The following is a 24,731-nucleotide window of genomic DNA, read 5'->3' on the forward strand; positions in this document are numbered from 1 at the left end:
TTTTCTCAAGGATTTCTCATGACTACTCAGGACACTGCTCAACGCCCTGCTCTGCGTTCACAACGTTTGAACCAGATCACTCACTCGCCTCACACCAAACTCGATGCCTTGGTCAAAGCTCACGCCCCGTTCGAAACCCAGGCCAATTTCGCCCGTTTCGTGGTGGCGCAGTATCTGTTCCAGTCGGAACTGGTGTCGCTGTACAACGATGCCGAGCTGACGGGTGTGATCCCGGACTTGTCGGCGCGTTGCCGGGCCGAAGCGGCCAAGGCTGACCTGGCGGATCTTGACACTGAAGTGCCGGCACCGGTGGCTGGCGCGGTAAGTAACCCGACCAAAGCCGAAGCGCTGGGTTGGCTGTTCGTTTCCGAAGGTTCGAAGCTCGGCGCAGCGTTCCTGATCAAGCGTGCTGTCGGTCTGGGCCTGAGCGAAACGTTTGGCGCCCGCCACCTCGGCGAACCGGCCGGCGGCCGCGCAGAAGGCTGGAAAAGCTTCGTCAAAACCCTGGACTCGTTGGCGTTCAGCGCTCAGGAAGAAGCTGAAATCGAGCAAGCGGCTGTCGATGCATTCAACCGCTTCACCGTGTTGCTGGAACAGGCTTACACCACAGAACTCGCCTGACATGCTTTTCGTAGGAGCGAGGCTTGCCCGCGAAGAACGATAACGCGGTCTGTCTGAAAATCCGCGGCGCTTTCTTCGCGGGCAAGCCTCGCTCCTACAAATCAACCGTAGACCCTATGAGCCACACTTCAACACTCGTCCGCCTCCTCTTCGGCCTGCTGGCCTATGTCAGCCTGGGCATCGGTCTGATCGCCATCGTCATCCCCGGCCTGCCGACCACCGAGTTCATCCTGCTCGCCGCCTGGGCCGCGACCAAGAGTTCGCCGCGCCTGAGTGCCTGGCTGGAAAACCATCGGCTGTTCGGGCCGATCCTCTGCAACTGGCGCAACGGCAAAATCATCGCGCGTCGAGCCAAGGTCAGTGTCACCGTGAGCATGCTGCTGTGTGCCGGGTTGATGCTGGTGATGCTCGATCATGGCTGGCCGATCTACCTGGCCATTGCGGGCATGAGCCTGGGTAATCTGTGGATCTGGTCGCGACCGGAATCACTGTCGCGACCCTCCTGATTCCAACACGATTTTTCCCCGTTTTAATCCGCTTTGCGGCAAATTTTCCCGCGCAAACGTTTAACCATGACCGTTCGTCGGAGCCACCATCATGCATCCTCGCCCCACGCCGATGTGCAGTGAATGGCGCTGAATGGATTTGGCGAACCGGGTCGACCTCGACTCACAGCCAACACTTCATCCCTTCGCGAGTTCGCCCTATGTTCGACTCTCTCTCCATCCGCCTGAAAATCGTCTTGCTGTCCGGCCTGTGCCTGCTGGGCGTGGTCGTGCTGATCGTCAGCATGAACTTCCACCAGACCAATCAGAACGATGAACTGGTCAGCGCCGCCAGCAGCAAGATGCTCACCGCCAGCGTGCAGGACCTGCTTGAGGCCAAGGCCGCCGAACAGGCGGTGCGGGTGCAGAAGACCTTCGGTGAAAGTTTGCTGGTGGTAACTGCCCTGGCGGACCAGATCAAGGACATGCGCACCCTGGCCGCCAAGCGCTCGCTTGAGGCCGGTGTCCTGCGTGAAGAGCTGAACCAGAGCCTGAAAACCGCTTTCGAGCGCAACAGCAAGGTGCTAGGGATCTGGCTGGCGTTCGAGCCCAATGGCCTCGACGGCAAGGACAGCGAGTTCACCAATGACGCGGCTCGCCAGTCCAACGAAGCCGGTCGTTTCGCCAGTTACTGGAGCCGCGCCGGTGGTGCCGGGATCAACACGGTCATGGTCGAAGACGACATGACCAAAACCACCTTGAGCCTCAGCGGTACGCCTTACAACAGCTGGTACACCTGCCCTCGCGACAGCAAGCGCACTTGCTTGCTGGACCCGTATGCCGACACCGTCGGCGGCAAGGAAATGCTGATGACCACCATTTCCGTACCGCTTCTGGTGGACGGTAAATCCATCGGCGTGGTCGGTGTCGACATCGCGCTCGACGCTCTGCAGGCAGCCGCTGTCGATTCCCAGCGTGATCTGTTCAACAACGCCGGGCACATGCTGATCGTCTCCGGCAGCGGCGTGCTCGCCGGTTACAGCGTTGACGCGAGCAAGGTCGGCAAAAGCATCGGCGACACGCTGGGCGCGGATGGCAAGGAAGTCCTGCAATTGCTCAGCGGCGGCGCACCGAAGATTCTCGAACAAGGCGACTTGATCCGTGCGGTGTACCCGGTCAGTCCGATTGCCGACTCCAAAGCCTGGGGCGTAGTGATCGACCTGCCCAAACACGTGCTGCTGGCCGATTCGGTCAAACTGCAAGCGGTACTCGATGAAGCCCAGCAAAGCGGCACGATCAAAGCGGTGCTGGTGGCTGTCGCGGCCGGCCTGGTCGGTCTTTTGCTGATCTGGCTCACCGCCTCGGGCGTGACCCGGCCGATCAACAGCGTTGCCGAGATGCTCAAGGCAATTGCCAGCGGCGACGGCGACCTGACGCAGCGTCTGCACTACAGCAAGAAGGACGAACTGGGTGAACTGGTCAGCTGGTTCAACCGTTTCCTCGACAAGCTGCAACCGACCATCGCGCAGATCAAACAAAGCATCACCGACGCCCGTGGCACCGCCGACCAGTCTTCGGAAATCGCCCGTCAGACCAGCGAAGGCATGCAGGTGCAGTTCCGCGAAATCGACCAGGTCGCCACCGCCTCCAACGAAATGAGCGCCACCGCCCACGACGTCGCCAACAGCGCGTCAAATGCCGCCAATGCCGCTAAAGGTGCCGATCAATCGGCTCGCGACGGCATGTCGATCATCGAACGCAGCACCCGCGACATCAATCAACTGGCCGACGAAGTCAGCAAGGCCGTGACCGAAGTCGAAGCGCTGGCGGTCAACAGCGAGCAAATCGGCTCGGTACTGGAAGTGATCCGCAGCATCGCCGAACAGACCAATCTGCTGGCCCTCAACGCGGCCATCGAAGCCGCACGTGCCGGCGAGAGCGGTCGTGGTTTTGCGGTGGTGGCCGATGAAGTGCGCAACCTGGCCAAACGCACTCAGGATTCGGTGGAAGAAATCCGCATCGTGATCGAGCGCATCCAGACCGGCACCCGCGGCGTGGTCGCCACCATGCATTCGAGCCAGACCCAGGCCCACAGCAACGCTGGGCAGATCCAGCAAGCGGTGCAGGCGTTGAGCAAAATCAGCGACGCGGTCACCGTGATCAGCGACATGAACCTGCAAATCGCCAGCGCTGCCGAACAGCAAAGCGCGGTGGCCGAAGAGGTCAACCGCAACGTCTCGGCGATCCGTACCGTCACCGAAACCCTGACCGGCCAGGCCACCGAATCGGCGCAGATCAGCAGCCAACTCAACTCCCTGACCACCCACCAGATGAAATTGATGGATCAGTTCCGGGTGTAACTGACACACCGCAACCCCCCTGTGGGAGCGGGCTTGCTCGCGAAAGCGGTGTATCAGTCAACATTGATATTGAAGCTGATGGCCCCTTCGCGAGCAAGCCCGCTCCCACAGGGGGATTTTCATCCGGGCGGGCAGTGTTTTGATCTATGCTCGGGCTCTCGCTCCGGAGGGCCTTCGATGACTGGTTTACTCACGTCCATTCAAGCCGCACTCGGCTTACCTCACACGCCGATTCCTTTTACGTCGAGCGGCGCCCTGCCCTCGGCGTTTGCCGTGACTGACCTGGCCTGCGCCAGCATCGCCGCTGCCGGCCAGGCAGTCAGCGAATGGTTGCAGCAACACACCGGTCGTTTACCCAGCCTTGAAGTCGACCGCCGCCTGGCCTCTTTCTGGTTCGCCACCTCAATTCGCCCTGTGGGCTGGAGCGTGCCACCGCTGTGGGACCCGGTGGCCGGTGACTACGCGACCCAGGACGGCTGGATCCGTTTGCACACCAACGCACCGCATCACCGCGCCGCCGCCGAAAGCGTGCTCGGCGCCTGTGCCGACCGTGCGGCGATGGCGAGCAAGGTTGCGCAATGGGCTAAAACCGATCTGGAACAGGCCGTGATCGAGGCCGGTGGGTGCGCCGCCGAGATGCGTAACTGGGCGCAATGGCAGGCGCATCCCCAAGGATTGGCGGTGAACGCCGAACCGTTGATTCAGTTCAGCACCGCCCCCCCTCAACAGCCAAAATCGCGGAAAGGTTCAGTGGCGCAACCGCTGGCCGGGATCAAGGTGCTGGACCTCACGCGCGTGCTCGCTGGCCCCGTTGCCAGCCGTTTTCTCGCCGGCCTCGGTGCCGATGTTTTACGCATCGACCCGCCGACCTGGAACGAACCCGGTGTGGTACCGGAAGTCACGTTGGGCAAACGTTGTGCGCGGCTTGACCTGCACAACAACGAAGATCGCGCCGTGTTCGAAAGCCTGCTCAAGGACGCCGATATCGTGCTCCACGGCTACCGCGCCGATGCGCTGGAAAAGTTGGGTTACGGTGTCGCCGAGCGCCAAAAACTGGCGCCGGGCCTGATTGACGTGTGCCTCAACGCCTACGGTTGGAGCGGCCCGTGGCAGAACCGCCGCGGCTTCGACAGCCTGGTGCAGATGAGCAGCGGGATTGCCGACGCGGGGATGCAGTGGAAGAAAACGGACAAGCCGACACCGCTGCCGGTTCAGGCGCTTGATCATGCGACCGGGTATTTGATGGCGGCTGCGGCGATCATGTTGTTGGGGCGTGGTGGGTCGGCCCGGTTGTCGTTGGCGCGCACGGCGAAGTTGTTGATTGAACAAGGTGCCGAGACGGAAGAAGCGCTTCGGGCAGAAGATGAAAACGATCAAGGGATATTGGTTGAGCAGACGCCTTGGGGGCCGGCGCATCGGCTTCATGTGCCGCTGAAAATCACCGGGACGCCGTTGCAGTGGGCGCTTCCGGCCTCGGAACTGGGTTCGCATCGCGCGCAGTGGTGGTGACTGTCAAATCGCTATCGCGAGCAGGCTCACTCCTACAGGTTCCGTGATCGACACCGATCTAATGTGGGAGCGGGCTTGCTCGCGAAGAGGCCCGAAAAGTCACTGAAAATTTTGGATCGAGTCAGTCAAGTCGATTCAGCGATGTCCACAAATGCTGCGCCGCATACCCTCGCCAAGGTCGCCAAGCCTCAGCCCGCCTCAACAAATCCCGCGCGGTCACCGGCCCACCCTCCAGCGCCGCCAGCGCATTGATCAACCCCACATCGCCACTCGGAAACGCATCCATCTCCCGCAACTGGCGCAACGCAATGTACTGCGCCGTCCAGTCGCCAATCCCGTGCAACGCCAGCAACCGCGCCACGCCGCCCTCCCGTCCCGGCTCAAACAGCAAGGGATCATCCAGCAGCGCCTGAGCCACGCCGGACAAGGTACGCCCACGACTTTTCGGCATCCCCAACGTCGCCAGATCCGCTACCGCCAACACCGCTGCATCAGGAAACACATGAGTCAATTCCGGCATCGGCGGCTGCAAGGGCTGCCCATACTGCGCCACCAGTTTCCCCGCCAGCTTGATCGCCGCGCCCACGGTAATCTGTTGGCCGAGCACCGCTCGAATCGCCAACTCCAACCCATCCCACGCGCCCGGCACCCGCAGCCCTGGACGTTCGGCCATCAACCGTTCCATCAACGGATCACCCGCCAACTGCCGATGGATCGCAGGCAAATCCGCATCCAGGTCAAACATCCGCCGCAGACGCGTGACAATCTGCGGCACGGCCGTCGGATCAGGAAAATCCAGCGTCACTTCCAGCGCATCGCCCGCCACCGGCCTGATCGAAAACCTGCCGTGTACACCGTTCAACCCGATGCTGCGCGAGTAAACGCCGTCGACCACTGTTTCCATTCCGGCCACAGCCCGCGCCGACAAAAAACCCAGCATCGCCGGCCAGTCATAAGGTGGTTGATACGCCAGCAACAACCTCACAACGACAGTAACCCGCTGTACAACCCGTACGCCGCTAGCCCCGCGCCGCTGAGGACGCAGGTGAAAATGCCTTTCTCGATATGAGTAAACAGGGGTTTCCCTTGTTCGTGTTTGGCCTTGGCAAACAAGATAACCCCCGGCGCGTACAACAGCGCCGACAGCAGCAAGTACTTCACCCCTCCCGCATACAACAACCACACCGCGTAACCCAGGGCGATGCCGCCGATCATCAAGTCCTTGGTCCGTTCGGCCGACGCGTGCTCGTAGGTTTCGCCGCGTCCGCTCAACAGCACCGCGTACGCTGCCGACCACAGATACGGCACCAGAATCATCGACGACGCGAGGTAGATCAGGCTGGTGTACGTCCCGGCGGAAAACAGCGTGATCAACAGGAAAATCTGGATCATCACGTTGGTCAGCCACAACGCATTGACCGGCACTTGGTTGGCGTTTTCCTTGGTCAGGAAGGCTGGCATAGTTTTGTCTTTGGCCGTGGCGAAGAGGATTTCAGCGCAGAGCAGCGCCCAGGACAACAACGCACCGAGCAGCGAAATCGCCAGGCCGATGCTGATCAGCAACGCGCCCCAAGGGCCGACGATGTGCTCCAGCACCGCCGCCAGCGACGGGTTCTGCAAGGTGGCCAATTCGGGCTGGCTCATGATCCCCAGGGACAACACGTTCACCAGCACCAGCAAGGCCAACACGCCGAGAAAACCGATGACCGTCGCCCGACCGACGTCCGAGCGTTTCGCCGCTCGCGCCGAGTACACACTGGCGCCTTCAATGCCGATGAACACGAATACGGTGACCAGCATCATGTTGCGCACCTGGTCCATAACGCCGCCAAAATTCGGGTTGCTACGGCCCCAGATGTCACGGGTGAAGATGTCTGCCTTGAAGCCCACTGCGGCGATCACGATGAACATGATCAGCGGCACGATCTTGGCCACGGTGGTCAGCTGGTTGATGAAGGTCGCCTCCTTGATCCCGCGCATCACCAGAAAATGCACGGCCCACAGCAGCACCGAGGCGCAGCCGATGGCGATCGGCGTGTTGCCCTGGCCGAACACCGGAAAGAAATAACCGAGGGTGCTGAACAGCAACACGAAATAACCGACGTTGCCCAGCCAGGCGCTGATCCAGTAGCCCCAGGCCGATGAGAATCCCATGTAATCGCCGAACCCGGCCTTGGCGTAGGCGTACACCCCGGAGTCCAGTTCAGGTTTGCGATTGGCCAGGGTCTGGAACACGAAGGCCAGGGTCAGCATGCCCACAGCGGTGATCGCCCAACCAATCAAGATCGCCCCGGCATCGGCACGCGCTGCCATGTTTTGCGGCAAGGAAAAAATCCCGCCGCCGATCATCGATCCCACCACCAGAGCAATCAGCGCACTCAGGTGAAGTTTTTGCGTCGGTTGCGACATCCTGCATCCCCTTTTTCACCGCATCGCCACAGATGGATAACTTTAACTAAATGGATAACGGGTTATTCCGTCTATTAAATAACGGCGAATAGCGTCTTTTATTTGTAGCCGATGATTCTATGGCAATCGGTGTATAACAGTTTTGTATGTCAGTCCTGATAAATCAATTCTGTACTGAAAACAGATGGCGAAAATTTGCGAAAACCTGAAAACGGACTAGCTTAAAAACCCCATGCACTATGCGTTATGCCTGCTTGATCTGGCCGAGGCCTCTGGACAGGGCTTTTCCGGCGATACCGTTATGCCCGGGAAAGATTCATAAGTCTTTCATTAACAATGGAATGTGCCTATGCACTGATCTAAGTCAGCTGATTGAATAGCTAACAGAATTAATCTGTTGTCTCTCTTCTCCTGCATTGGAGTCATGCAATGTCTGAATCCCCCGAAAAACTAAAGCTGGGCGCACTGGTTGCGTTGGTTGTCGGCTCAATGATTGGTGGCGGGATTTTTTCCCTGCCGCAGAATATGGCCGCCAGTGCCGACGTCGGTGCCGTGCTGATCGGTTGGGCCATTACCGCCGTCGGCATGCTGACCCTGGCTTTCGTCTTCCAGACACTCGCTAACCGAAAACCTGACCTGGACGGCGGTGTCTACGCCTACGCCAAGGCCGGGTTCGGCGACTACATGGGTTTCTCGTCCGCCTGGGGTTACTGGATCAGTGCCTGGCTGGGCAACGTCGGTTACTTCGTGTTGCTGTTCAGCACCCTCGGCTACTTCTTTCCGATCTTCGGCGAAGGCAACACCGTGGCTGCCGTTATTGGTGCATCGGTGCTGCTCTGGGGTGTGCACTTCCTCGTGCTGCGGGGGATCAAGGAAGCGGCGTTCATCAACCTGGTGACCACCGTCGCCAAGATCGTGCCGCTGGTGCTGTTTGTGCTGATCGCGATTTTTGCGTTCAAACTGGACATCTTCACCGCTGACATCTGGGGTGTGAAAAACCCGGGCCTGGGCAGCGTGATGAACCAGGTGCGCAACATGATGCTGGTCACCGTCTGGGTGTTCATCGGCATCGAAGGCGCGAGCATCTTCTCGGCCCGCGCAGAAAAACGCAGCGACGTGGGTAAGGCCACGGTGATCGGTTTCATCACCGTTCTGCTGTTCCTGGTGCTGGTGAATGTGCTGTCGCTGGGCATCATGACCCAACCGGAACTGGCCAAATTGCAGAACCCGTCGATGGCGGCGGTGCTGGAACACGTGGTCGGTCACTGGGGCGCGGTGCTGATCAGCGTCGGCCTGATCATTTCCCTGCTCGGCGCGTTGCTGTCGTGGGTGTTGCTGTGTGCGGAGATCATGTTTGCCGCCGCCAAGGACCACACCATGCCGGCCTTCCTGCGCAAGGAGAACGCCAACCATGTGCCGGTCAACGCCTTGTGGCTGACCAACGCGATGGTGCAGCTGTTCCTGATCATCACCCTGTTTTCGGCCAGCACTTATCTGTCGCTGATCTACCTCGCCACCTCGATGATTCTGGTGCCGTACCTGTGGTCAGCGGCTTACGCCCTGCTGTTGGCGGTGCGCGGCGAAAGCTATGAAAACGCAGCGGCCGAACGCAGCAAAGACCTGTTCATCGGCGCCGTCGCGTTGATTTACGCGATCTGGCTGATCTATGCCGGCGGCATCAAATACCTGCTGCTCTCTGCCCTGCTCTATGCCCCCGGCGCGATCCTGTTCGCCAAGGCCAAGCTTGAAGTCAACAAACCGGTTTTCACCAACGTCGAGAAGCTGATTTTCGCCGCAGTCGTCGCGGGCGCCCTGGTGGCGGCTTACGGACTGTATGACGGCTTCCTGACCCTGTAACACACGACTTGTTTTGTCATCTGGAGGATCACAGTAATGTCCACGGAAAAAGTTAAGTACGGCGTACATTCCGAAGCCGGCAAACTGCGCAAAGTCTTGGTTTGCTCCCCCGGCCTGGCCCATCAGCGGCTGACCCCGAACAACTGCGACGAACTGCTTTTCGACGATGTGCTATGGGTCGCCCAAGCCAAGCGTGACCATTTCGATTTCGTCACCAAAATGCGCGAACGCGGGATCGACGTGCTGGAAATGCACAACCTGCTGACCGACATCGTCGCCATCCCCGAAGCGCTCGACTGGATTCTGGACCGCAAGGTCACCGCCAACTCGGTCGGCCTCGGTCTGATTAACGAAGTGGGTTCGTGGTTGCGCAGCCTGGAGCCGCGCCATATCGCCGAGTTCCTGATTGGCGGCGTTTCCGCTGACGACTTGCCGGACAGCTTCGGCGGCAAGACCATTCAGATGTTCCGCGACTTCCTCGGCCACTCCAGCTTCATTCTGCCGCCGCTGCCCAACACCCAGTTCACCCGCGACACCACTTGCTGGATCTACGGTGGCGTGACGCTGAACCCGATGTACTGGCCGGCGCGCCGCCAGGAAACCCTGCTGGCCACTGCCATTTATAAATTCCACCCACAGTTCACCAACGCCGACTTCGAAATCTGGTACGGCGACCCGGACCAGGAACACGGCAGCTCCACCCTTGAAGGCGGCGACGTGATGCCGATCGGCAACGGTGTGGTGTTGATCGGCATGGGCGAACGCTCATCCCGCCAAGCCATCGGCCAACTGGCGGTGAACCTGTTCAAGAACAAAGCTGTCGAGAAAGTCATCGTCGCCGGCCTGCCGAAATCCCGCGCGGCGATGCACCTGGACACGGTGTTCAGCTTCTGCGACCGAGACCTGGTCACGATCTTCCCGGAAGTGGTGAACCAGATCGTCGCCTTCACCCTGCGCCCTGATGAAGGCAAGCCGGGCGGCATCGACATTCGCCGCGAAGAAACCAGCTTCCTCGACACCGTGGCCAAAGCCCTCAATCTCAAGGCGCTGCGCGTGGTGGAAACCGGCGGCAACAGCTTCGCCGCCGAGCGCGAGCAATGGGACGACGGCAACAACGTGGTGGCCGTGGAGCCGGGGGTGGTGATCGGTTATGACCGCAACACCTACACCAACACCCTGCTGCGCAAGGCCGGTATCGAAGTCATCACCATCAGCGCCGGAGAACTGGGGCGCGGCCGTGGCGGCGGCCATTGCATGACCTGCCCGATCATTCGCGACCCTATCGACTATTAATTCTTATGCCCTGCTTCGCGCTCATAAAGCGTGAAGCAGGCGGATAACCGAAACCAAAGGAGATCCAATCATGGCTTTCAATATGCGCAACCGCAGCCTGCTCTCGCTGATGCACCACACGACTCGCGAGCTGAATTACCTGCTGGACCTGTCCCGCGACCTCAAGCGCGCCAAATACACCGGCACCGAGCGTCCGCACCTGAAAGGCAAAAACATCGCGCTGATCTTCGAAAAAACCTCGACTCGCACCCGTTGCGCCTTCGAAGTCGCGGCCCATGACCAGGGCGCCCACGTCACCTACATCGACCCGGTGTCATCGCAGATCGGACACAAGGAAAGCATGAAAGACACCGCCCGCGTGCTGGGGCGGATGTTCGACGCCATCGAGTACAGGGGCTTTGAACAGGAAATCGTCGAGGAGCTGGCCAAGTTCGCCGGTGTGCCGGTGTTCAACGGTTTGACCGCTGAATTCCACCCGACGCAAATGATCGCCGACACCCTGACCATGCGTGAGCACAGCGACAAGCCGCTGCACGACATCAGCTACGCCTACCTCGGCGACGCGCGCTACAACATGGGCAACTCGCTGCTGATGATCGGCGCCAAACTCGGCATGGACGTGCGCATCGCCGCACCCAAAGCTTTGTGGCCGCACGCTGATTTCATCGCTCAGTGCAAAGCCTTCGCCGAAGAAAGTGGCGCGCGCATCACCATCACCGAAGACCCGAAAGAAGCGGTCAAGGGCGTGGACTTCATCCACACCGACATCTGGGTGTCGATGGGTGAGCCGGTGGAAGCGTGGGACGAGCGCATCGAGCAGTTGCTGCCGTACCAGGTCAACGCCGACATGATGAAAGCCTCTGGCAATCCACGCGTGAAGTTCATGCACTGCCTGCCGGCGTTCCACAACAGCGAAACCAAGGTCGGCAAAGACATCGCCGCACGCTACCCGAACCTGGCCAACGGCGTCGAGGTGACTGAAGAAGTCTTCGAATCGCCGGCCAACATCGCCTTCGAGCAAGCGGAAAACCGCATGCACACCATCAAGGCGATCCTGGTGTCGGCGTTGGCGGATATCTAAGGCCCGACTTCGCTCCTGCTGACGAAACACGGTCAATGTGGGAGCGGGCTTGCTCGCGAAAGTGGTGTAACAGGCAACATTGATATCGACTGACACACCGCTTTCGCGAGCAAGCCCGCTCCCACACTTGATCCAGTTTCGACAGGGAGGCCGAGTCGCTCGCAATTTCTCTGCTTTAGAAGGACTGCATTATGCGTATCGTCGTTGCTCTGGGCGGTAACGCCCTGCTCCGCCGTGGTGAACCCATGACTGCGGACAATCAACGCGCCAACATCCGGATCGCCACCGAACAGATCGCCAAGATTTATGCCGGCAATGAACTGGTGATCGCTCACGGCAATGGTCCGCAGGTTGGCCTGTTGTCGCTGCAAGCCGCCGCCTACACCTCGGTTTCACCTTATCCGCTGGATGTGCTCGGTGCCGAAACCGAAGGCATGATCGGCTACATCATTGAACAGGAACTGGGCAATCTGCTCGACTTCGAAGTGCCCTTCGCGACCCTGCTGACCCAGGTTGAAGTCGACGCCAACGACCCGGCCTTCCAGAACCCCACCAAACCCATCGGCCCGGTCTACGCCAAGGCCGAAGCGGAAAAACTCGCCGCCGAGAAAGGCTGGGCGATTGCTCCGGACGGCGACAAATACCGTCGCGTGGTGGCCAGTCCAAGACCGAAACGTATCTTTGAAATCCGTCCGATCAAGTGGCTGCTGGAAAAAGGCAGCATCGTGATTTGTGCGGGCGGCGGTGGCATTCCGACCATGTACGGTGCCCACGGCAAGCTGCAAGGTGTGGAAGCGGTGATCGACAAGGACCTTTGCTCGGCGCTGCTGGCCGAACAGCTTGAAAGCGATCTGCTGGTGATCGCCACCGACGTCAACGCAGCGTTCATCGATTACGGCAAACCGACCCAGACAGCCATCGCCCAGGCCCACCCCGACGACATGGAAAAACTCGGCTTTGCGGCCGGCTCCATGGGACCGAAAGTCCAGGCCGCCTGCGAGTTCGCCCGCCATACTGGAAAAACCGCGGTGATCGGTTCACTCTCGGACATCGAAGCGATCGTCCAGGGCACGGCCGGCACCCGCATCAGCACGGCGACACCTGGCATAACTTACTGGTAAGGAGAAACGTCAATGGCAACGTTTGAGCCCGGTCACTTGCACATCGAGCGCCACGCGCTGACCCCGGATGATGTCAACTACAACGTGCACCTCGACTATGAGGTCAGCAAGAACGACAAAGGGGAAAAAGGCATCCAGTTCACCATGCATGGCAGCATTCAGGGCAAGGACATGTCAGAGCCCTTCTTCCTGCCCAAGGAGGAGGCCTACAACTTCGCCAACAACGTGACAAAGATCGCCGAGAAGTACGGAATCCCGAAGACACATAGCCAGATCGGCTCGATTCACAAGCATTACGATTTAATGTTTGAAGACATCCGGAAGCAGTTGGATATGAAATCCGGGGACCCGATAAACCTCGAGAACTTCGAGTAACTCTATTCCCTGGATGAACGCTGTACCTGTGGGAGCGAGCCTGCTCGCGATGGCGGAGTATCAGTCGACATTGATGGTGACTGATACTCCGCCATCGCCGGCAAGCCGGTCTCGCTCCTACATTGAGTTCGGTGTCGTCCTGAAGACCTGCGCAGGATTTCACCATTCGCCCGCCCCAAGGCATACTTGCCACCCTCCGCACGTCAGATTAAAAAACCGCCCCATGCGTATCCACGTCAGCTTCATCGACCGCGTCGGCATTACCCAGGAAGTCCTGGCCCTGCTCGGTGGGCGTAATCTCAATCTGGATGCGGTGGAAATGGTCCCGCCCAACGTTTACATCGATGCCCCGACCCTGAGCCCGGAAGTGCTCGAAGAGCTGCGGGACGCGTTGCTCAGCGTGCGTGGCGTGCAAGCGATGACGGTGGTCGACATCCTTCCCGGGCAACGTCGGCACTTGCAGCTCGATGCGCTGCTCGCCGCCATGACCGACCCGGTGCTGGCCCTGGACAGCGACGGCAAGGTGTTGCTGGCCAACCCGGCGTTGATCGCTTTGTATGGTCGTGAACCGGCCGGTGAAAGCGTCGCCGACCTGTTTGCCGACCCGGCGTTGCTCGGCGCACTGCTGGAACACGGCTTTCGCCTGCCGCTGCGCGAGATCACCGTCAACGGCCAGACCCTGCTGCTGGACGCCACCCCGATCACCGACGCTGGCGCCCTGCTGACCCTGTATCAACCGAACCGCATCGGCGAACGCCTCTCGGCGCTGCACCACGACCATGCCGAAGGGTTCGACGCGCTGCTGGGCGAGTCCCCGGCGATTCGTACGCTCAAGGCACGCGCACAGCGTGTGGCGGCACTGGATGCACCGTTGTTGATCCAGGGCGAAACCGGCACTGGCAAAGAGCTGGTGGCGCGGGCCTGCCACGCCATCAGCGCCCGACACAGTTCACCGTTCCTGGCACTGAATTGCGCGGCATTGCCGGAGAACCTCGCCGAAAGCGAACTGTTCGGCTACGCCCCCGGCGCCTTCACCGGCGCACAACGGGGCGGAAAACCAGGGCTGATGGAACTGGCGAACCAGGGCACGGTATTTCTCGACGAGATCGGCGAGATGTCGCCGTACTTGCAGGCGAAGTTGCTGAGGTTTCTCAACGACGGCAGCTTCCGTCGGGTCGGTGGTGATCGCGAAGTGAAGGTCAACGTACGGATCCTCAGCGCGACTCACCGCAATCTGGAAAAAATGGTCAGCGAAGGTTCGTTCCGCGAAGACTTGTTCTATCGCCTCAACGTCCTGAATGTCGAAGTTCCGCCCCTGCGCGAACGCGGCCAGGACATCCTGCTGCTGGCCCGCTATTTCATGCAGCAGGCCTGCGCGCAGATCCAGCGCCCGGTCTGTCGCCTGGCGCCGGGCACTTATCCTGCGCTGCTGGGTAACCGCTGGCCGGGCAACGTGCGGCAATTGCAGAACGTGATCTTCCGCGCGGCGGCGATCTGCGAAAGCAGCCTGGTCGACATCGGCGACCTCGACATCGCCGGCACTTCCGTGGCGCGCCAGAGTGACAGCGATGTCGACAGCCTGGAGCAGGCGATGGAAGAGTTCGAAAAGACTTTGCTGGAAAAACTCTACGTCAGCTACCCCTCGACACGGCAACTGGCCAGTCGATTGCAAACCTCCCACACAGCGATTGCCCATCGGTTGCGCAAGTACGGCATTCCCAACAAGCCCTGAAATCGCCCAAACACACCGTGACCCCTGTGGGAGCCAGCCTGCTTGCGATTGCGGTGTGGCAGGCAAAAAAGATGTCGACTGACAGAACCTAATCGCCAGCAGTGCTGGCTCCCACAGTTTTTGTATCCGGCTTGAAAACCTGCTTAAAAACGACCTCCATCTGTACTGAAAGCGCTACAGCGGAACGATATCGATACACCCTCTCCTGATCACCGCTGTGCAAGGCTTTGATCCACCTACGCTTTTTTCTTCGCTTTCAGGTGTAGCGATTTCGCTACACCCACAGAATCCCCCTCTTCAGAAATACACCTCAATCCATTGATTTATAAAGAATAAATTACATTGGCCGCGATCTTGCTTAGTAGCCACCTATAAAGCAGGGCTTTAGCCCAAGCATTCAATCGCGTCCACCAGACGAGTCTGGCCCCCCTTAGGAGTTTCCATGAGCGAGTTGCGTTTTACTGAAGATCACGAATGGCTGCGCACTGAAGCTGACGGCAGCGTCACTGTCGGCATCACTGCTTTCGCACAGAACGCTCTGGGCGACGTGGTTTTCGTACAACTGCCTGAGCTGCAGTCCTACGATAAAGGCGCTGAAGCCGCCACCGTGGAATCGGTAAAAGCCGCCAGCGGCGTGTACATGCCACTCGACGGTGAAGTGTTGGAAGTAAACCCGGCGCTCGACAGCAGCCCTGAACTGGTCAACGAAGACCCGATGGGCGAAGGCTGGTTCTTCCGCTTCCAGCCAAGCGACACCTCGGCTGTCGCCAAACTGCTGGATCAGGACGCCTACGACCGTCTGATCAAAGCCAACGCAGAAGCCTGAGGAGCGCTGACATGACTCAAGTAAACCTGACAACCGCCAACGAATTCATCGCCCGCCACATCGGCCCGCGTTCCGGCGACGAGCAAGCCATGCTCAACAGCCTCGGTTTTGATTCGCTGGAAGCCCTGAGCGCCAGCGTCATTCCCGACAGCATCAAAGGCACCAGCGTCCTCGGCCTCGAAGACGGCCTGAGCGAAGCTGATGCCCTGGCGTTGATCAAATCCATCGCCGGCAAAAACCAGCTATTCAAGACTTACATCGGCCAGGGCTACTACGGCACGCACACGCCGTCGCCGATCCTGCGCAACTTGCTGGAAAACCCGGCCTGGTACACCGCCTACACCCCGTACCAGCCAGAAATTTCCCAGGGCCGCCTCGAAGCGCTGCTGAACTTCCAGACCCTGATCAGCGACCTGACCGGCCTGCCGATCGCCAACGCCTCGCTGCTGGATGAAGCCACCGCCGCCGCCGAAGCCATGACCTTCTGCAAACGCCTGAGCAAGAACAAGGGCAGCCACGCGTTTTTCGCCTCCAGCCATTGCCACCCGCAAACCCTCGACGTGCTGCGCACCCGTGCCGAGCCGTTGGGCATCGACGTAGTCGTTGGCGACGAGCGTGAACTGACTGACGTGACGCCATTTTTCGGCGCCCTGCTGCAATACCCGGCGAGCAACGGTGACGTCTTCGATTACCGCGAACTGACCGAGCGCTTCCACGCCGCCAACGCACTGGTTGCGGTCGCCGCCGACCTGCTGGCCCTGACCGTGCTGACCCCGCCGGGCGAGTTCGGTGCTGACGTCGCTATCGGCAGTGCGCAACGCTTCGGCGTGCCGCTGGGCTTTGGTGGCCCGCACGCCGCGTATTTCTCCACCAAGGATGCGTTCAAGCGCGACATGCCGGGCCGTCTGGTCGGTGTTTCCGTGGACCGTTTCGGCAAGCCGGCGCTGCGCCTGGCGATGCAAACCCGCGAGCAACATATCCGCCGTGAGAAAGCCACCAGCAACATCTGCACCGCGCAAGTGCTGCTGGCCAACATCGCCAGCATGTACGCCGTGTACCACGGCCCGAAAGGCCTGACGCAGATCGCCAACCGCGTGCATCACCTGACCGCCATTCTGGCCCAAGGCCTGAAAGCAATCGGTCTGAACGTAGAGCAAGAAAGCTTCTTCGACACCCTGACGATCAAGACCGGAGCTAACACCGCCAAGCTGCACGACAACGCTCACGCCCAGCAGATCAACCTGCGCGTCGTTGATGGCGAACGTCTGGGTCTGTCCCTCGACGAAACCACGTCGCAAGCTGACGTGGAAAACCTGTGGACGCTGTTGGCCGACGGCAAAGCGCTGCCGGACTTCGCCGCCCTCGCCGCCTCCGTGGTCAGTACCCTCCCGGCCGCGCTGGTTCGCCAGTCGCCAATCCTCAGCCACCCGGTGTTCAACCGTTACCACTCGGAAACCGAGCTGATGCGCTACCTGCGCAAGCTCGCCGACAAGGACCTGGCGCTGGACCGCACCATGATCCCGCTGGGTTCGTGCACCATGAAACTCAACGCCGCCAGCGAAATGATCCCGGTGACCTGGGCTGAATTCGGTGCCCTGCACCCGTTCGCCCCGGCCGAGCAAAGTGCCGGTTATCAGCAACTGACCGATGAACTGGAAGCGATGCTCTGCGCCGCCACCGGTTACGACGCGATCTCGCTGCAACCGAACGCCGGTTCCCAAGGCGAATACGCTGGCCTGCTGGCCATCCGCGCCTATCACCAGAGCCGTGGCGAAGACCGTCGCGACATCTGCCTGATCCCCTCGTCCGCCCACGGCACCAATCCGGCCACCGCCAACATGGCCGGCATGCGCGTGGTCGTCACGGCTTGCGATGCCCGTGGCAACGTCGACATCGAAGACCTGCGCGCCAAGGCCATCGAGCACCGCGAACACCTCGCGGCATTGATGATCACCTATCCGTCGACCCACGGCGTGTTCGAAGAAGGCATCCGCGACATCTGCGGCATCATTCATGACAACGGCGGCCAGGTGTACATCGACGGCGCCAACATGAACGCGATGGTCGGCCTCTGCGCCCCGGGCAAATTCGGCGGCGACGTGAGCCACCTGAACCTGCACAAAACCTTCTGCATCCCCCACGGCGGTGGCGGCCCGGGCGTCGGCCCGATTGGCGTCAAGTCGCACCTGACGCCGTTCCTGCCGGGCCACGCCCAGATGGAACGCAAGGAAGGCGCGGTCTGCGCGGCACCGTTCGGCAGCGCAAGCATTTTGCCGATCACCTGGATGTACATTCGAATGATGGGTGGCGCGGGTCTGAAACGTGCTTCGCAACTGGCGATCCTCAATGCCAACTACATTTCCCGTCGCCTCGAAGAGCACTATCCAGTGCTGTACACCGGCAGCAACGGCCTGGTGGCGCACGAATGCATCCTCGATTTGCGTCCGTTGAAAGACAGCAGCGGCATCAGCGTCGATGACGTCGCCAAGCGCCTGATCGACTTCGGCTTCCACGCCCCGACCATGTCGTTCCCGGTCGCTGGCACGCTGATGATCGAGCCGACCGAAAGCGAATCCAAGGAAGAACTGGACCGCTTCTGCGACGCCATGATCCGCATCCGCGAAGAAATCCGCGCGGTGGAAAACGGCACGCTGGACAAGGACGACAACCCACTGAAAAACGCTCCGCACACCGCTGCGGAAATCGTTGGCGAGTGGACGCATCCGTACAGCCGTGAACAAGCGGTTTACCCGGTCGCGTCTTTGATCGAAGGCAAGTACTGGCCACCGGTCGGTCGTGTCGACAACGTGTTTGGTGATCGCAACCTGGTTTGCGCTTGCCCATCGATCGAAAGCTACGCTTGATCTATAGGGGGCGGGTTACTCGCCCCCATCAGGACACCATGACCTGTAGGAGCGAGGCTTGCCCGCGAAGCTTTTAGCGGCCGTGATGGCCTCTTCGCGGGCAAGCCTCGCTCCTACGGGTTCAGGGTGCGCCTCATAACAAGAAACCGGAGAACAACCATGTCGTTAAGCGTGTTCGACCTGTTCAAGATTGGCATCGGCCCCTCCAGTTCCCACACCGTCGGCCCGATGCGCGCAGCCGCGCGTTTCGCTGAAGGGCTGCGCCGTGAAGGGCTGCTGGCGGCAACCACCTGCGTCAAAGTCGAGCTCTACGGCTCGCTCGGCGCCACCGGCAAAGGCCACGGCAGCGACAAAGCCGTGTTGCTCGGCCTGGAAGGCGAACACCCGGACACCGTGAACACCGAAACCGTCGCCGCCCGTCTCTTAGAGATTCGCGGCAATGGTCGCTTGAACCTGCTCGGCGAACACAGCATTGCGTTCAACGAGAAAAAACATTTGGCGATGATCCGCAAACCGTTGCCCTATCACCCCAACGGCATGATCTTTCGCGCGTTCGATGCTGCCGGCTTGCAGATTCGCAGCCGCGAGTACTATTCGGTCGGCGGCGGATTCGTGGTCGATGAAGACGCCGCCGGCGCCGACCGCATTGTTGAAGACGCCACGCCGCTGACCTTCCCGTTCAAAAGCGCCAAGGACCTGCTCGGTCATTGCGCCACCTACGGCTTGTCCATCAGCCAGGTGATGCTGACCAACGAAAGCGCCTGGCGCGCGGAAGCGGAAACCCGTGCCGGCCTGCTGAATATCTGGCAAGTGATGCAGGACTGCGTGGCTGCCGGTTGCCGCAATGAAGGGATCTTGCCTGGCGGTTTGAAGGTCAAACGTCGGGCCGCCGCTTTGCATCGGCAACTGTGCAAGAACCCGGAATCATCATTGCGCGATCCGCTGTCAGTGCTGGACTGGGTCAACCTGTACGCCCTGGCGGTCAACGAGGAAAACGCCAACGGCGGACGCGTCGTCACTGCGCCCACTAACGGTGCCGCGGGGATCGTCCCGGCGGTGCTCCATTACTACATGCGCTTCATCCCCGGCGCCAACGAAGACGGCGTCGTACGCTTTCTGCTGACCGCCGCCGCGATCGGCATTCTCTATAAAGAAAACGCCTCGATCTCCGGCGCTGAAGTCGGGTGTCAGGGTGAAGTCGGCGTGGCCTGTTCCATGGCGGCCGGCGCCTTGTGCGAAGTACTCGGCGGCAGCGTGCAGCAAGTGGAAAACGCTGCCGAAATCGGCATGGAACACAACCTCGGCCTGACCTGCGACCCGATTGGCGGGCTGGTGCAAGTGCCTTGCATCGAGCGCAACGCCATGGGGTCGGTGAAAGCCATCAATGCGGTGCGCATGGCCCTGCGCGGCGACGGTCAGCACTTCGTCTCCCTCGACAAGGTTATCCGCACCATGCGCCAGACCGGCGCCGACATGAAAAGCAAATACAAGGAAACCGCCCGTGGCGGTTTGGCGGTCAACATTATCGAGTGCTGATGCTCACGCGCATCCGCACACTTTTTCAGGAGCTGAATATGTCCACCGAACAATTGCTGAAAACCCCGTTGCACGCACTGCACATCGAACTCGGCGCGCGCATGGTGCCGTTCGCCGGCTATGACATGCCGGTGCAATACCCGCTGGGCGTGATGAAAGAACACCAGCACACCCGTGATCAGGCCGGGCTGTTCGATGTCTCGCACATGGGCCAGATCCGTCTGACCGGCGCCAATGCCGCCAAGGCCTTGGAGACATTGGTGCCGGTGGACATCATCGACCTGCCGGTGGGCATGCAGCGCTATGCGATGTTCACCAACGAGACCGGCGGCATCCTCGACGACCTGATGGTTGCCAACCTAGGTAACGATGAGCTGTTCCTGGTGGTCAACGCCGCGTGCAAGGATCAAGACCTCGCGCACCTGCAAAAGCACATTGGCGACCAGTGCACGATCAAGCCGCTGTTCGAAGAACGCGCGCTGCTGGCCCTGCAAGGTCCGGCCGCAGTCACCGTGCTCGCGCGCCTGGCGCCCGAAGTGGCGAAGATGACCTTCATGCAGTTCACCCGCGTGAAACTGGTGGGTGTCGAGTGCTTTGTCAGCCGTTCGGGCTACACCGGTGAAGACGGTTTCGAAATTTCCGTACCGGCTGCCAACGCCGAAGCCCTGGCTCGCGCCCTGCTGGCCGAACCAGAAGTGGCGGCCATCGGCCTTGGCGCTCGCGATTCGCTGCGCCTCGAAGCCGGCCTGTGCCTTTACGGCCACGACATGAACACCGAGACCACCCCGATCGAAGCCAGTCTGCTGTGGGCCATCTCCAAGCCACGTCGTGCCGATGGCGCACGGGCCGGCGGCTTCCCTGGCGCCGAGACTGTGTTCGCTCAACAACAAGCCGGCGTCAGCCGCAAGCGTGTGGGCCTGCTGCCTCAGGAACGCACACCGGTGCGTGAAGGCGCAGAAATCGTCAACGAAGCGGGCGACATCATCGGTGCCGTGTGCAGCGGTGGTTTCGGCCCAACCCTCGGCGCTCCATTGGCCATGGGTTACCTCGACAGCGCTTATATCGCCATCGACACACCCGTATGGGCGATTGTTCGTGGGAAAAAGGTGCCTTTGCTTGTAAGCAAAATGCCATTTGTTGCGCAACGCTACTATCGCGGTTGATTGACTGTTTCTATAAGTAACGCGGTTGCGTTAACAGTGCACTAATGTGTAACGCAACCGCCATAAAACAGTGCATGCCTTATCGGCAAGCTTCGATTATGAACGTTGCTTATAACGTTCGAAAACAATTGAACAACCCTATCGAATAAGCCAGCACTAGTGGACACACTACTGCCATAAACCTGAGCAAAACCGGGCCTCTCACGGGGCTTGTTTTTTCTCCTGTAGTTGGCGTAGAGTTTGTTCACTGTGTTTGCATGGGTCGCCTGGAATCGTGACCTGGGCAGTAGCCTACAAGTTAGCTACATCCCGTTCGACGTCTTCTTACTCTCCTGCAACCAGCCCCAGTACTCTTTCATGAGAAGGAGACTGTCATTAATTTTAGCGTCAAAGGAAATAAGAAATGGCTGATCGTCAGAGCGGTACCGTCAAGTGGTTTAACGACGAGAAAGGTTTTGGTTTTATCACTCCAGAAAGCGGTCCGGATCTGTTCGTGCATTTCCGCGCTATTCAGGGCAACGGCTTCAAGAGCCTGAAAGAAGGCCAAAAAGTGACGTTCGTCGCTGTGCAAGGCCAGAAAGGCATGCAGGCTGACGAAGTACAAGCAGAAGCCTAATCTTCTGTAACGAAAAAGCCCCTGATGCTGACATCAGGGGCTTTTTTGTGCGCGTAAATCCGTAAAATGGCTTCTTTTTCCGCCCAGAGGCTGCCATGTCGAAACACCTGCTCAAACCCGAGGGCGAATTCCCCGCCGCCACCCTGGGTCGTCGTCTGGCAGCGATGTTCTATGACTTTCTGTTGTGTATTGCTCTGTTGATCGTCACCAGCGGCCTCTACAAGATGATCCAGATGGCGATCATCGGCGAAGACAAAATGCGCACGTTGACCGAAGCCGGTGCGCTGGATGGAGATCCGCTGCTGTCGACTGTGCTGCTGTTTGTGCTGTTCGGTTTCTTTGCCAAGTTCTGGACCTGGTCCGGTCAGACCCTGGGCATGCAGGTGTGGTGCATTCGCGTGCAGAACGCTGATGGCTCGTCGATCAGCTTGTGGCAAGCGTTGCTGCGCTTTGTGGTGTCAATCGCGTCGCTGTTGTGCGTTGGGCTTGGGTTCATCTGGTCGCTGTTCGATAAACAGAAACGCAGCTGGCATGACATCTACTCCGATACCCAGCTGGTACGGATTCCGAAGAAAACCAAATAATCCAGCCATACACAAATCAATGTGGGAGCGGGCTTGCTCGCGAAAGCGGTGTGTCAGACAACATCAATGTCGACTGATACACCCTCTTCGCGAGCAAGCCCGCTCCCACAGGTTTTGCGACTTAACGGGTAGATTTCAGGCGTTGCCGACTAACTTCATCCGCGCCGCCTGGGTGAAATCGAGCATCCGCTTCAACGGCCGAATAGCCTGCGGAATCAACGCCGGATCCACAAAGATCTCGTTCGTCCCTTCCTTCAAGCACTTCAGCGTGCGCTCAAGGGTGTTCATCGCCATCCACGGGCAATGTGCGCAACTGCGGCACGCTGCGCCGTTGCCGGCCGTTGGGGCTTCGATGAAGACCTTGTCCGGGCACAGCTGCTGCATCTTGTAGAAGATGCCGCGATCGGTGGCCACGATCAGGGTCTTGTTTGGCAGGCTCTGTGCTGCCGCAATCAACTGACTGGTGGAACCGACGGCATCCGCCAGTTCGATTACCGAGGTCGGCGACTCCGGGTGCACCAGAATTGCTGCATCCGGGTACAGCGCCTTCATGTCTTCGAGCTGCTTGGACTTGAACTCCTCGTGAACGATGCAGGCACCGTCCCACAGCAGCATGTCCGCGCCGGTTTGGCGCTGGATGTAGGTGCCCAGGTGCTTGTCCGGGCCCCAGATGATGGTTTCGCCGTTATCCATCAGGCTTTCGACGATCTCCAGCGCGCAGCTGGACGTCACTACCCAATCCGCACGGGCTTTGACCGCCGCCGAGGTGTTGGCATACACCACCACCGTACGCTCCGGATGTTGATCGCAGAACGCCGAGAACTCATCCACCGGGCAACCCAGGTCCAGCGAGCAAGTCGCTTCCAGAGTCGGCATCAGAATGCGTTTTTCAGGATTGAGGATTTTGGCGGTTTCGCCCATGAACTTCACACCGGCGACCAGCACGGTCTTGGCCGGGTGAGCACTGCCGAAGCGCGCCATCTCCAGCGAGTCGGAGACGCAACCACCGGTTTCTTCGGCCAGGGCCTGAATCACCGGATCGCAATAGAAGTGAGCAACCAGCACCGCGTCCTGAGCCTTGAGCTCGGCAGCGATGGCGGCACGGTAAAAAGCTTCCTCCTCGACGGTCAGCGGCTTGGGCTGCTTGGCATCGAGGTGGGCTTGAACCAGAAGGCGTTCGGAAATCTGCGTCATGTTCGCAAGACCTGCAGGCGCTTTCGCGCGAAAGTCGAGTATACACCCGGCTCCGGACCCTACAGGGTACCGCCGGGAAAGTGAGTATCATCAGGCACGGACAGCGTTGAAGATGCGCAAGGCTACAGAATATCCGAGGGATGCAAAAGATGATTCTGACCTGCGTCACGCGGTGCAGCCCCGCGTTGAGCCGAACTCAAATCGTGGGCAAAAAAAAATCCGGAAATCCTCACTTGCGTGGGCCTTCCAGACTTTTAAAACTGCTACAAAAATGGTGGGTCGTGTGGGATTCGAACCTACGACCAATTGGTTAAAAGCCAACTGCTCTACCAACTGAGCTAACGACCCGCTGTGTGGTGGCGCGTATAATACTGATTTTTAAGGACTATTCAACACCTAATTTGAAATAAATCAAAAATAAGGGGTTGGGTCGCTCACGCCGGCCGCTGCAAAGCCTTCTGCACGCAGTCGGCAGCTGTCGCATTTGCCGCATGCGTAGCCTTTATCGTCGGCCTGATAGCAAGAAACGGTCAGCCCATAATCGACCCCCAGCTTCACGCCGGCCTGGACGATCTGCGCCTTGCTGAGGTTCTGCAGTGGCGCCTGGATACGGAAGCCATTGCCCTCTACACCGGCCTTCGTCGCCAGATTGGCCATGCGCTCGAAGGACTCGATGAACTCAGGACGGCAGTCCGGGTATCCGGAATAATCCACCGCGTTAACGCCGATAAAGATGTCACGCGCGCCGAGCACTTCAGCCCAACCCAGCGCCAGGGACAGAAACACTGTGTTGCGTGCTGGCACGTAAGTCACCGGAATACCTTCGCCCGCCTCTTCCGGCACGTCGATGCTGGTGTCGGTCAGTGCCGAACCGCCGATACCGTTGAGGTTCAGGCCGATCACCTTGTGTTCCACCACACCCAAATCCCGGGCGACACGTTCGGCTGCGTGCAGTTCGGCGTGAGAGCGCTGACCGTAATCGAAGCTCATGGTGTAGCAGCTGTAGCCTTCTGCGCGGGCCATGGCCACGACCGTCGCGGAGTCAAGCCCGCCGGACAGCAGGATGACCGCACGTTTTTCAGCAGTGTTCAGTTGTTCAGTCATC

General features: G+C 59.8%; 19 protein-coding genes, 1 tRNA gene and 2 pseudogenes. 17 read left to right on the forward strand and 5 right to left on the reverse strand.

What is annotated here, in order from left to right:
• Window positions 1–18 precede the first annotated feature (18 nt).
• The 5 genes and pseudogenes from EYC95_RS07465 (at window position 19) to EYC95_RS07490 (ending at window position 4,975) form a co-directional block, all read left to right on the forward strand.
• Entirely contained in the window at window positions 19–621 is a 603-nt protein-coding gene (locus tag EYC95_RS07465) for a biliverdin-producing heme oxygenase (protein ID WP_131059779.1), read from the forward strand.
• Window positions 622–737: 116 nt separating this feature from the next.
• The gene (locus EYC95_RS07475; RefSeq protein ID WP_131059780.1) at window positions 738–1,127 is read left to right on the forward strand and encodes a YbaN family protein; all 390 of its coding nucleotides are present in this window, start codon (window positions 738–740) and stop codon (window positions 1,125–1,127) included.
• 464 nt (window positions 1,128–1,591) lie between these two features.
• Window positions 1,592–2,560 (forward strand): annotated as a pseudogene (locus EYC95_RS30990) (chemotaxis protein); the annotation flags it as partial.
• Window positions 2,561–2,938: 378 nt separating this feature from the next.
• A pseudogene (locus EYC95_RS30995) lies at window positions 2,939–3,466 on the forward strand (methyl-accepting chemotaxis protein); the annotation flags it as partial.
• Between the two features lie 177 nt (window positions 3,467–3,643).
• Complete coding sequence (locus EYC95_RS07490; protein WP_131059782.1) at window positions 3,644–4,975, forward strand: CoA transferase; 1,332 nt, start codon at window positions 3,644–3,646, stop codon at window positions 4,973–4,975.
• Between the two features lie 121 nt (window positions 4,976–5,096).
• Here EYC95_RS07490 and EYC95_RS07495 read toward each other — a convergent pair whose 3' ends face one another.
• Window positions 5,097–5,960 carry a DNA-3-methyladenine glycosylase gene (locus tag EYC95_RS07495; RefSeq protein ID WP_131059783.1) on the reverse strand — a complete coding sequence of 288 codons (864 nt, stop codon included), beginning with the start codon at window positions 5,958–5,960 and terminating at the stop codon, window positions 5,097–5,099.
• Window positions 5,957–7,384 carry an arginine-ornithine antiporter gene (arcD, locus tag EYC95_RS07500; RefSeq protein ID WP_131059784.1) on the reverse strand — a complete coding sequence of 476 codons (1,428 nt, stop codon included), beginning with the start codon at window positions 7,382–7,384 and terminating at the stop codon, window positions 5,957–5,959. Before arcD (EYC95_RS07500) ends, EYC95_RS07495 begins: the two co-directional genes overlap by 4 nt.
• Before the next feature lie 429 nt (window positions 7,385–7,813).
• Here arcD (EYC95_RS07500) and arcD (EYC95_RS07505) point away from each other — a divergent pair, with 429 nt between their 5' ends.
• From arcD (EYC95_RS07505) to EYC95_RS07565, 12 genes are all read left to right on the forward strand, one after another.
• Window positions 7,814–9,241: an arginine-ornithine antiporter gene (arcD, locus tag EYC95_RS07505; RefSeq protein WP_131059785.1), complete on the forward strand. Its 1,428-nt coding sequence runs from the start codon at window positions 7,814–7,816 to the stop codon at window positions 9,239–9,241.
• Window positions 9,242–9,277: 36 nt separating this feature from the next.
• Window positions 9,278–10,534, forward strand: coding sequence for an arginine deiminase (arcA, locus tag EYC95_RS07510; protein ID WP_131059786.1), 1,257 nt, complete (start codon window positions 9,278–9,280; stop codon window positions 10,532–10,534).
• Window positions 10,535–10,604: 70 nt separating this feature from the next.
• On the forward strand, window positions 10,605–11,615 hold the full coding sequence (locus tag EYC95_RS07515; RefSeq protein ID WP_131059787.1) for an ornithine carbamoyltransferase: 1,011 nt from the start codon (window positions 10,605–10,607) through the stop codon (window positions 11,613–11,615).
• A gap of 191 nt (window positions 11,616–11,806) precedes the next feature.
• Window positions 11,807–12,736, forward strand: a complete 930-nt coding sequence (arcC, locus tag EYC95_RS07525) for a carbamate kinase (RefSeq protein WP_131059788.1) — start codon at window positions 11,807–11,809, stop codon at window positions 12,734–12,736.
• 12 nt (window positions 12,737–12,748) lie between these two features.
• Window positions 12,749–13,111, forward strand: a complete 363-nt coding sequence (locus EYC95_RS07530; RefSeq protein ID WP_131059789.1) for a DUF5064 family protein — start codon at window positions 12,749–12,751, stop codon at window positions 13,109–13,111.
• 223 nt (window positions 13,112–13,334) lie between these two features.
• Window positions 13,335–14,843, forward strand: coding sequence for a sigma-54-dependent transcriptional regulator (locus tag EYC95_RS07535; protein WP_131059790.1), 1,509 nt, complete (start codon window positions 13,335–13,337; stop codon window positions 14,841–14,843).
• A gap of 442 nt (window positions 14,844–15,285) precedes the next feature.
• Window positions 15,286–15,669, forward strand: a complete 384-nt coding sequence (gene gcvH / locus EYC95_RS07540; protein WP_131059791.1) for a glycine cleavage system protein GcvH — start codon at window positions 15,286–15,288, stop codon at window positions 15,667–15,669.
• 11 nt (window positions 15,670–15,680) lie between these two features.
• Window positions 15,681–18,533, forward strand: coding sequence for an aminomethyl-transferring glycine dehydrogenase (gcvP, locus tag EYC95_RS07545; protein ID WP_131059792.1), 2,853 nt, complete (start codon window positions 15,681–15,683; stop codon window positions 18,531–18,533).
• A 159-nt stretch (window positions 18,534–18,692) separates the two neighbouring features.
• Window positions 18,693–20,069, forward strand: a complete 1,377-nt coding sequence (locus EYC95_RS07550) for an L-serine ammonia-lyase (RefSeq protein ID WP_131059793.1) — start codon at window positions 18,693–18,695, stop codon at window positions 20,067–20,069.
• A 38-nt stretch (window positions 20,070–20,107) separates the two neighbouring features.
• Complete coding sequence (gcvT, locus tag EYC95_RS07555; protein WP_131059794.1) at window positions 20,108–21,232, forward strand: glycine cleavage system aminomethyltransferase GcvT; 1,125 nt, start codon at window positions 20,108–20,110, stop codon at window positions 21,230–21,232.
• A 403-nt stretch (window positions 21,233–21,635) separates the two neighbouring features.
• The gene (locus EYC95_RS07560; protein WP_002552288.1) at window positions 21,636–21,848 is read left to right on the forward strand and encodes a cold-shock protein; all 213 of its coding nucleotides are present in this window, start codon (window positions 21,636–21,638) and stop codon (window positions 21,846–21,848) included.
• Window positions 21,849–21,943: 95 nt separating this feature from the next.
• On the forward strand, window positions 21,944–22,432 hold the full coding sequence (locus tag EYC95_RS07565) for an RDD family protein (protein WP_131059795.1): 489 nt from the start codon (window positions 21,944–21,946) through the stop codon (window positions 22,430–22,432).
• A 135-nt stretch (window positions 22,433–22,567) separates the two neighbouring features.
• Here the strand turns inward: EYC95_RS07565 and nadA are convergent, their stop codons facing one another.
• The 3 genes from nadA to queC form a co-directional block, all read right to left on the reverse strand.
• Window positions 22,568–23,626: a quinolinate synthase NadA gene (gene nadA, locus EYC95_RS07570; protein ID WP_131059796.1), complete on the reverse strand. Its 1,059-nt coding sequence runs from the start codon at window positions 23,624–23,626 to the stop codon at window positions 22,568–22,570.
• Between the two features lie 272 nt (window positions 23,627–23,898).
• Window positions 23,899–23,974: transfer RNA gene (locus EYC95_RS07575), tRNA-Lys, on the reverse strand.
• A gap of 63 nt (window positions 23,975–24,037) precedes the next feature.
• The gene (gene queC / locus EYC95_RS07580; RefSeq protein WP_131059797.1) at window positions 24,038–24,730 is read right to left on the reverse strand and encodes a 7-cyano-7-deazaguanine synthase QueC; all 693 of its coding nucleotides are present in this window, start codon (window positions 24,728–24,730) and stop codon (window positions 24,038–24,040) included.
• Window position 24,731 lies beyond the last annotated feature (1 nt).

Source organism: Pseudomonas sp. BGI-2, from assembly GCF_004310295.1.
Lineage (GTDB): Bacteria > Pseudomonadota > Gammaproteobacteria > Pseudomonadales > Pseudomonadaceae > Aquipseudomonas.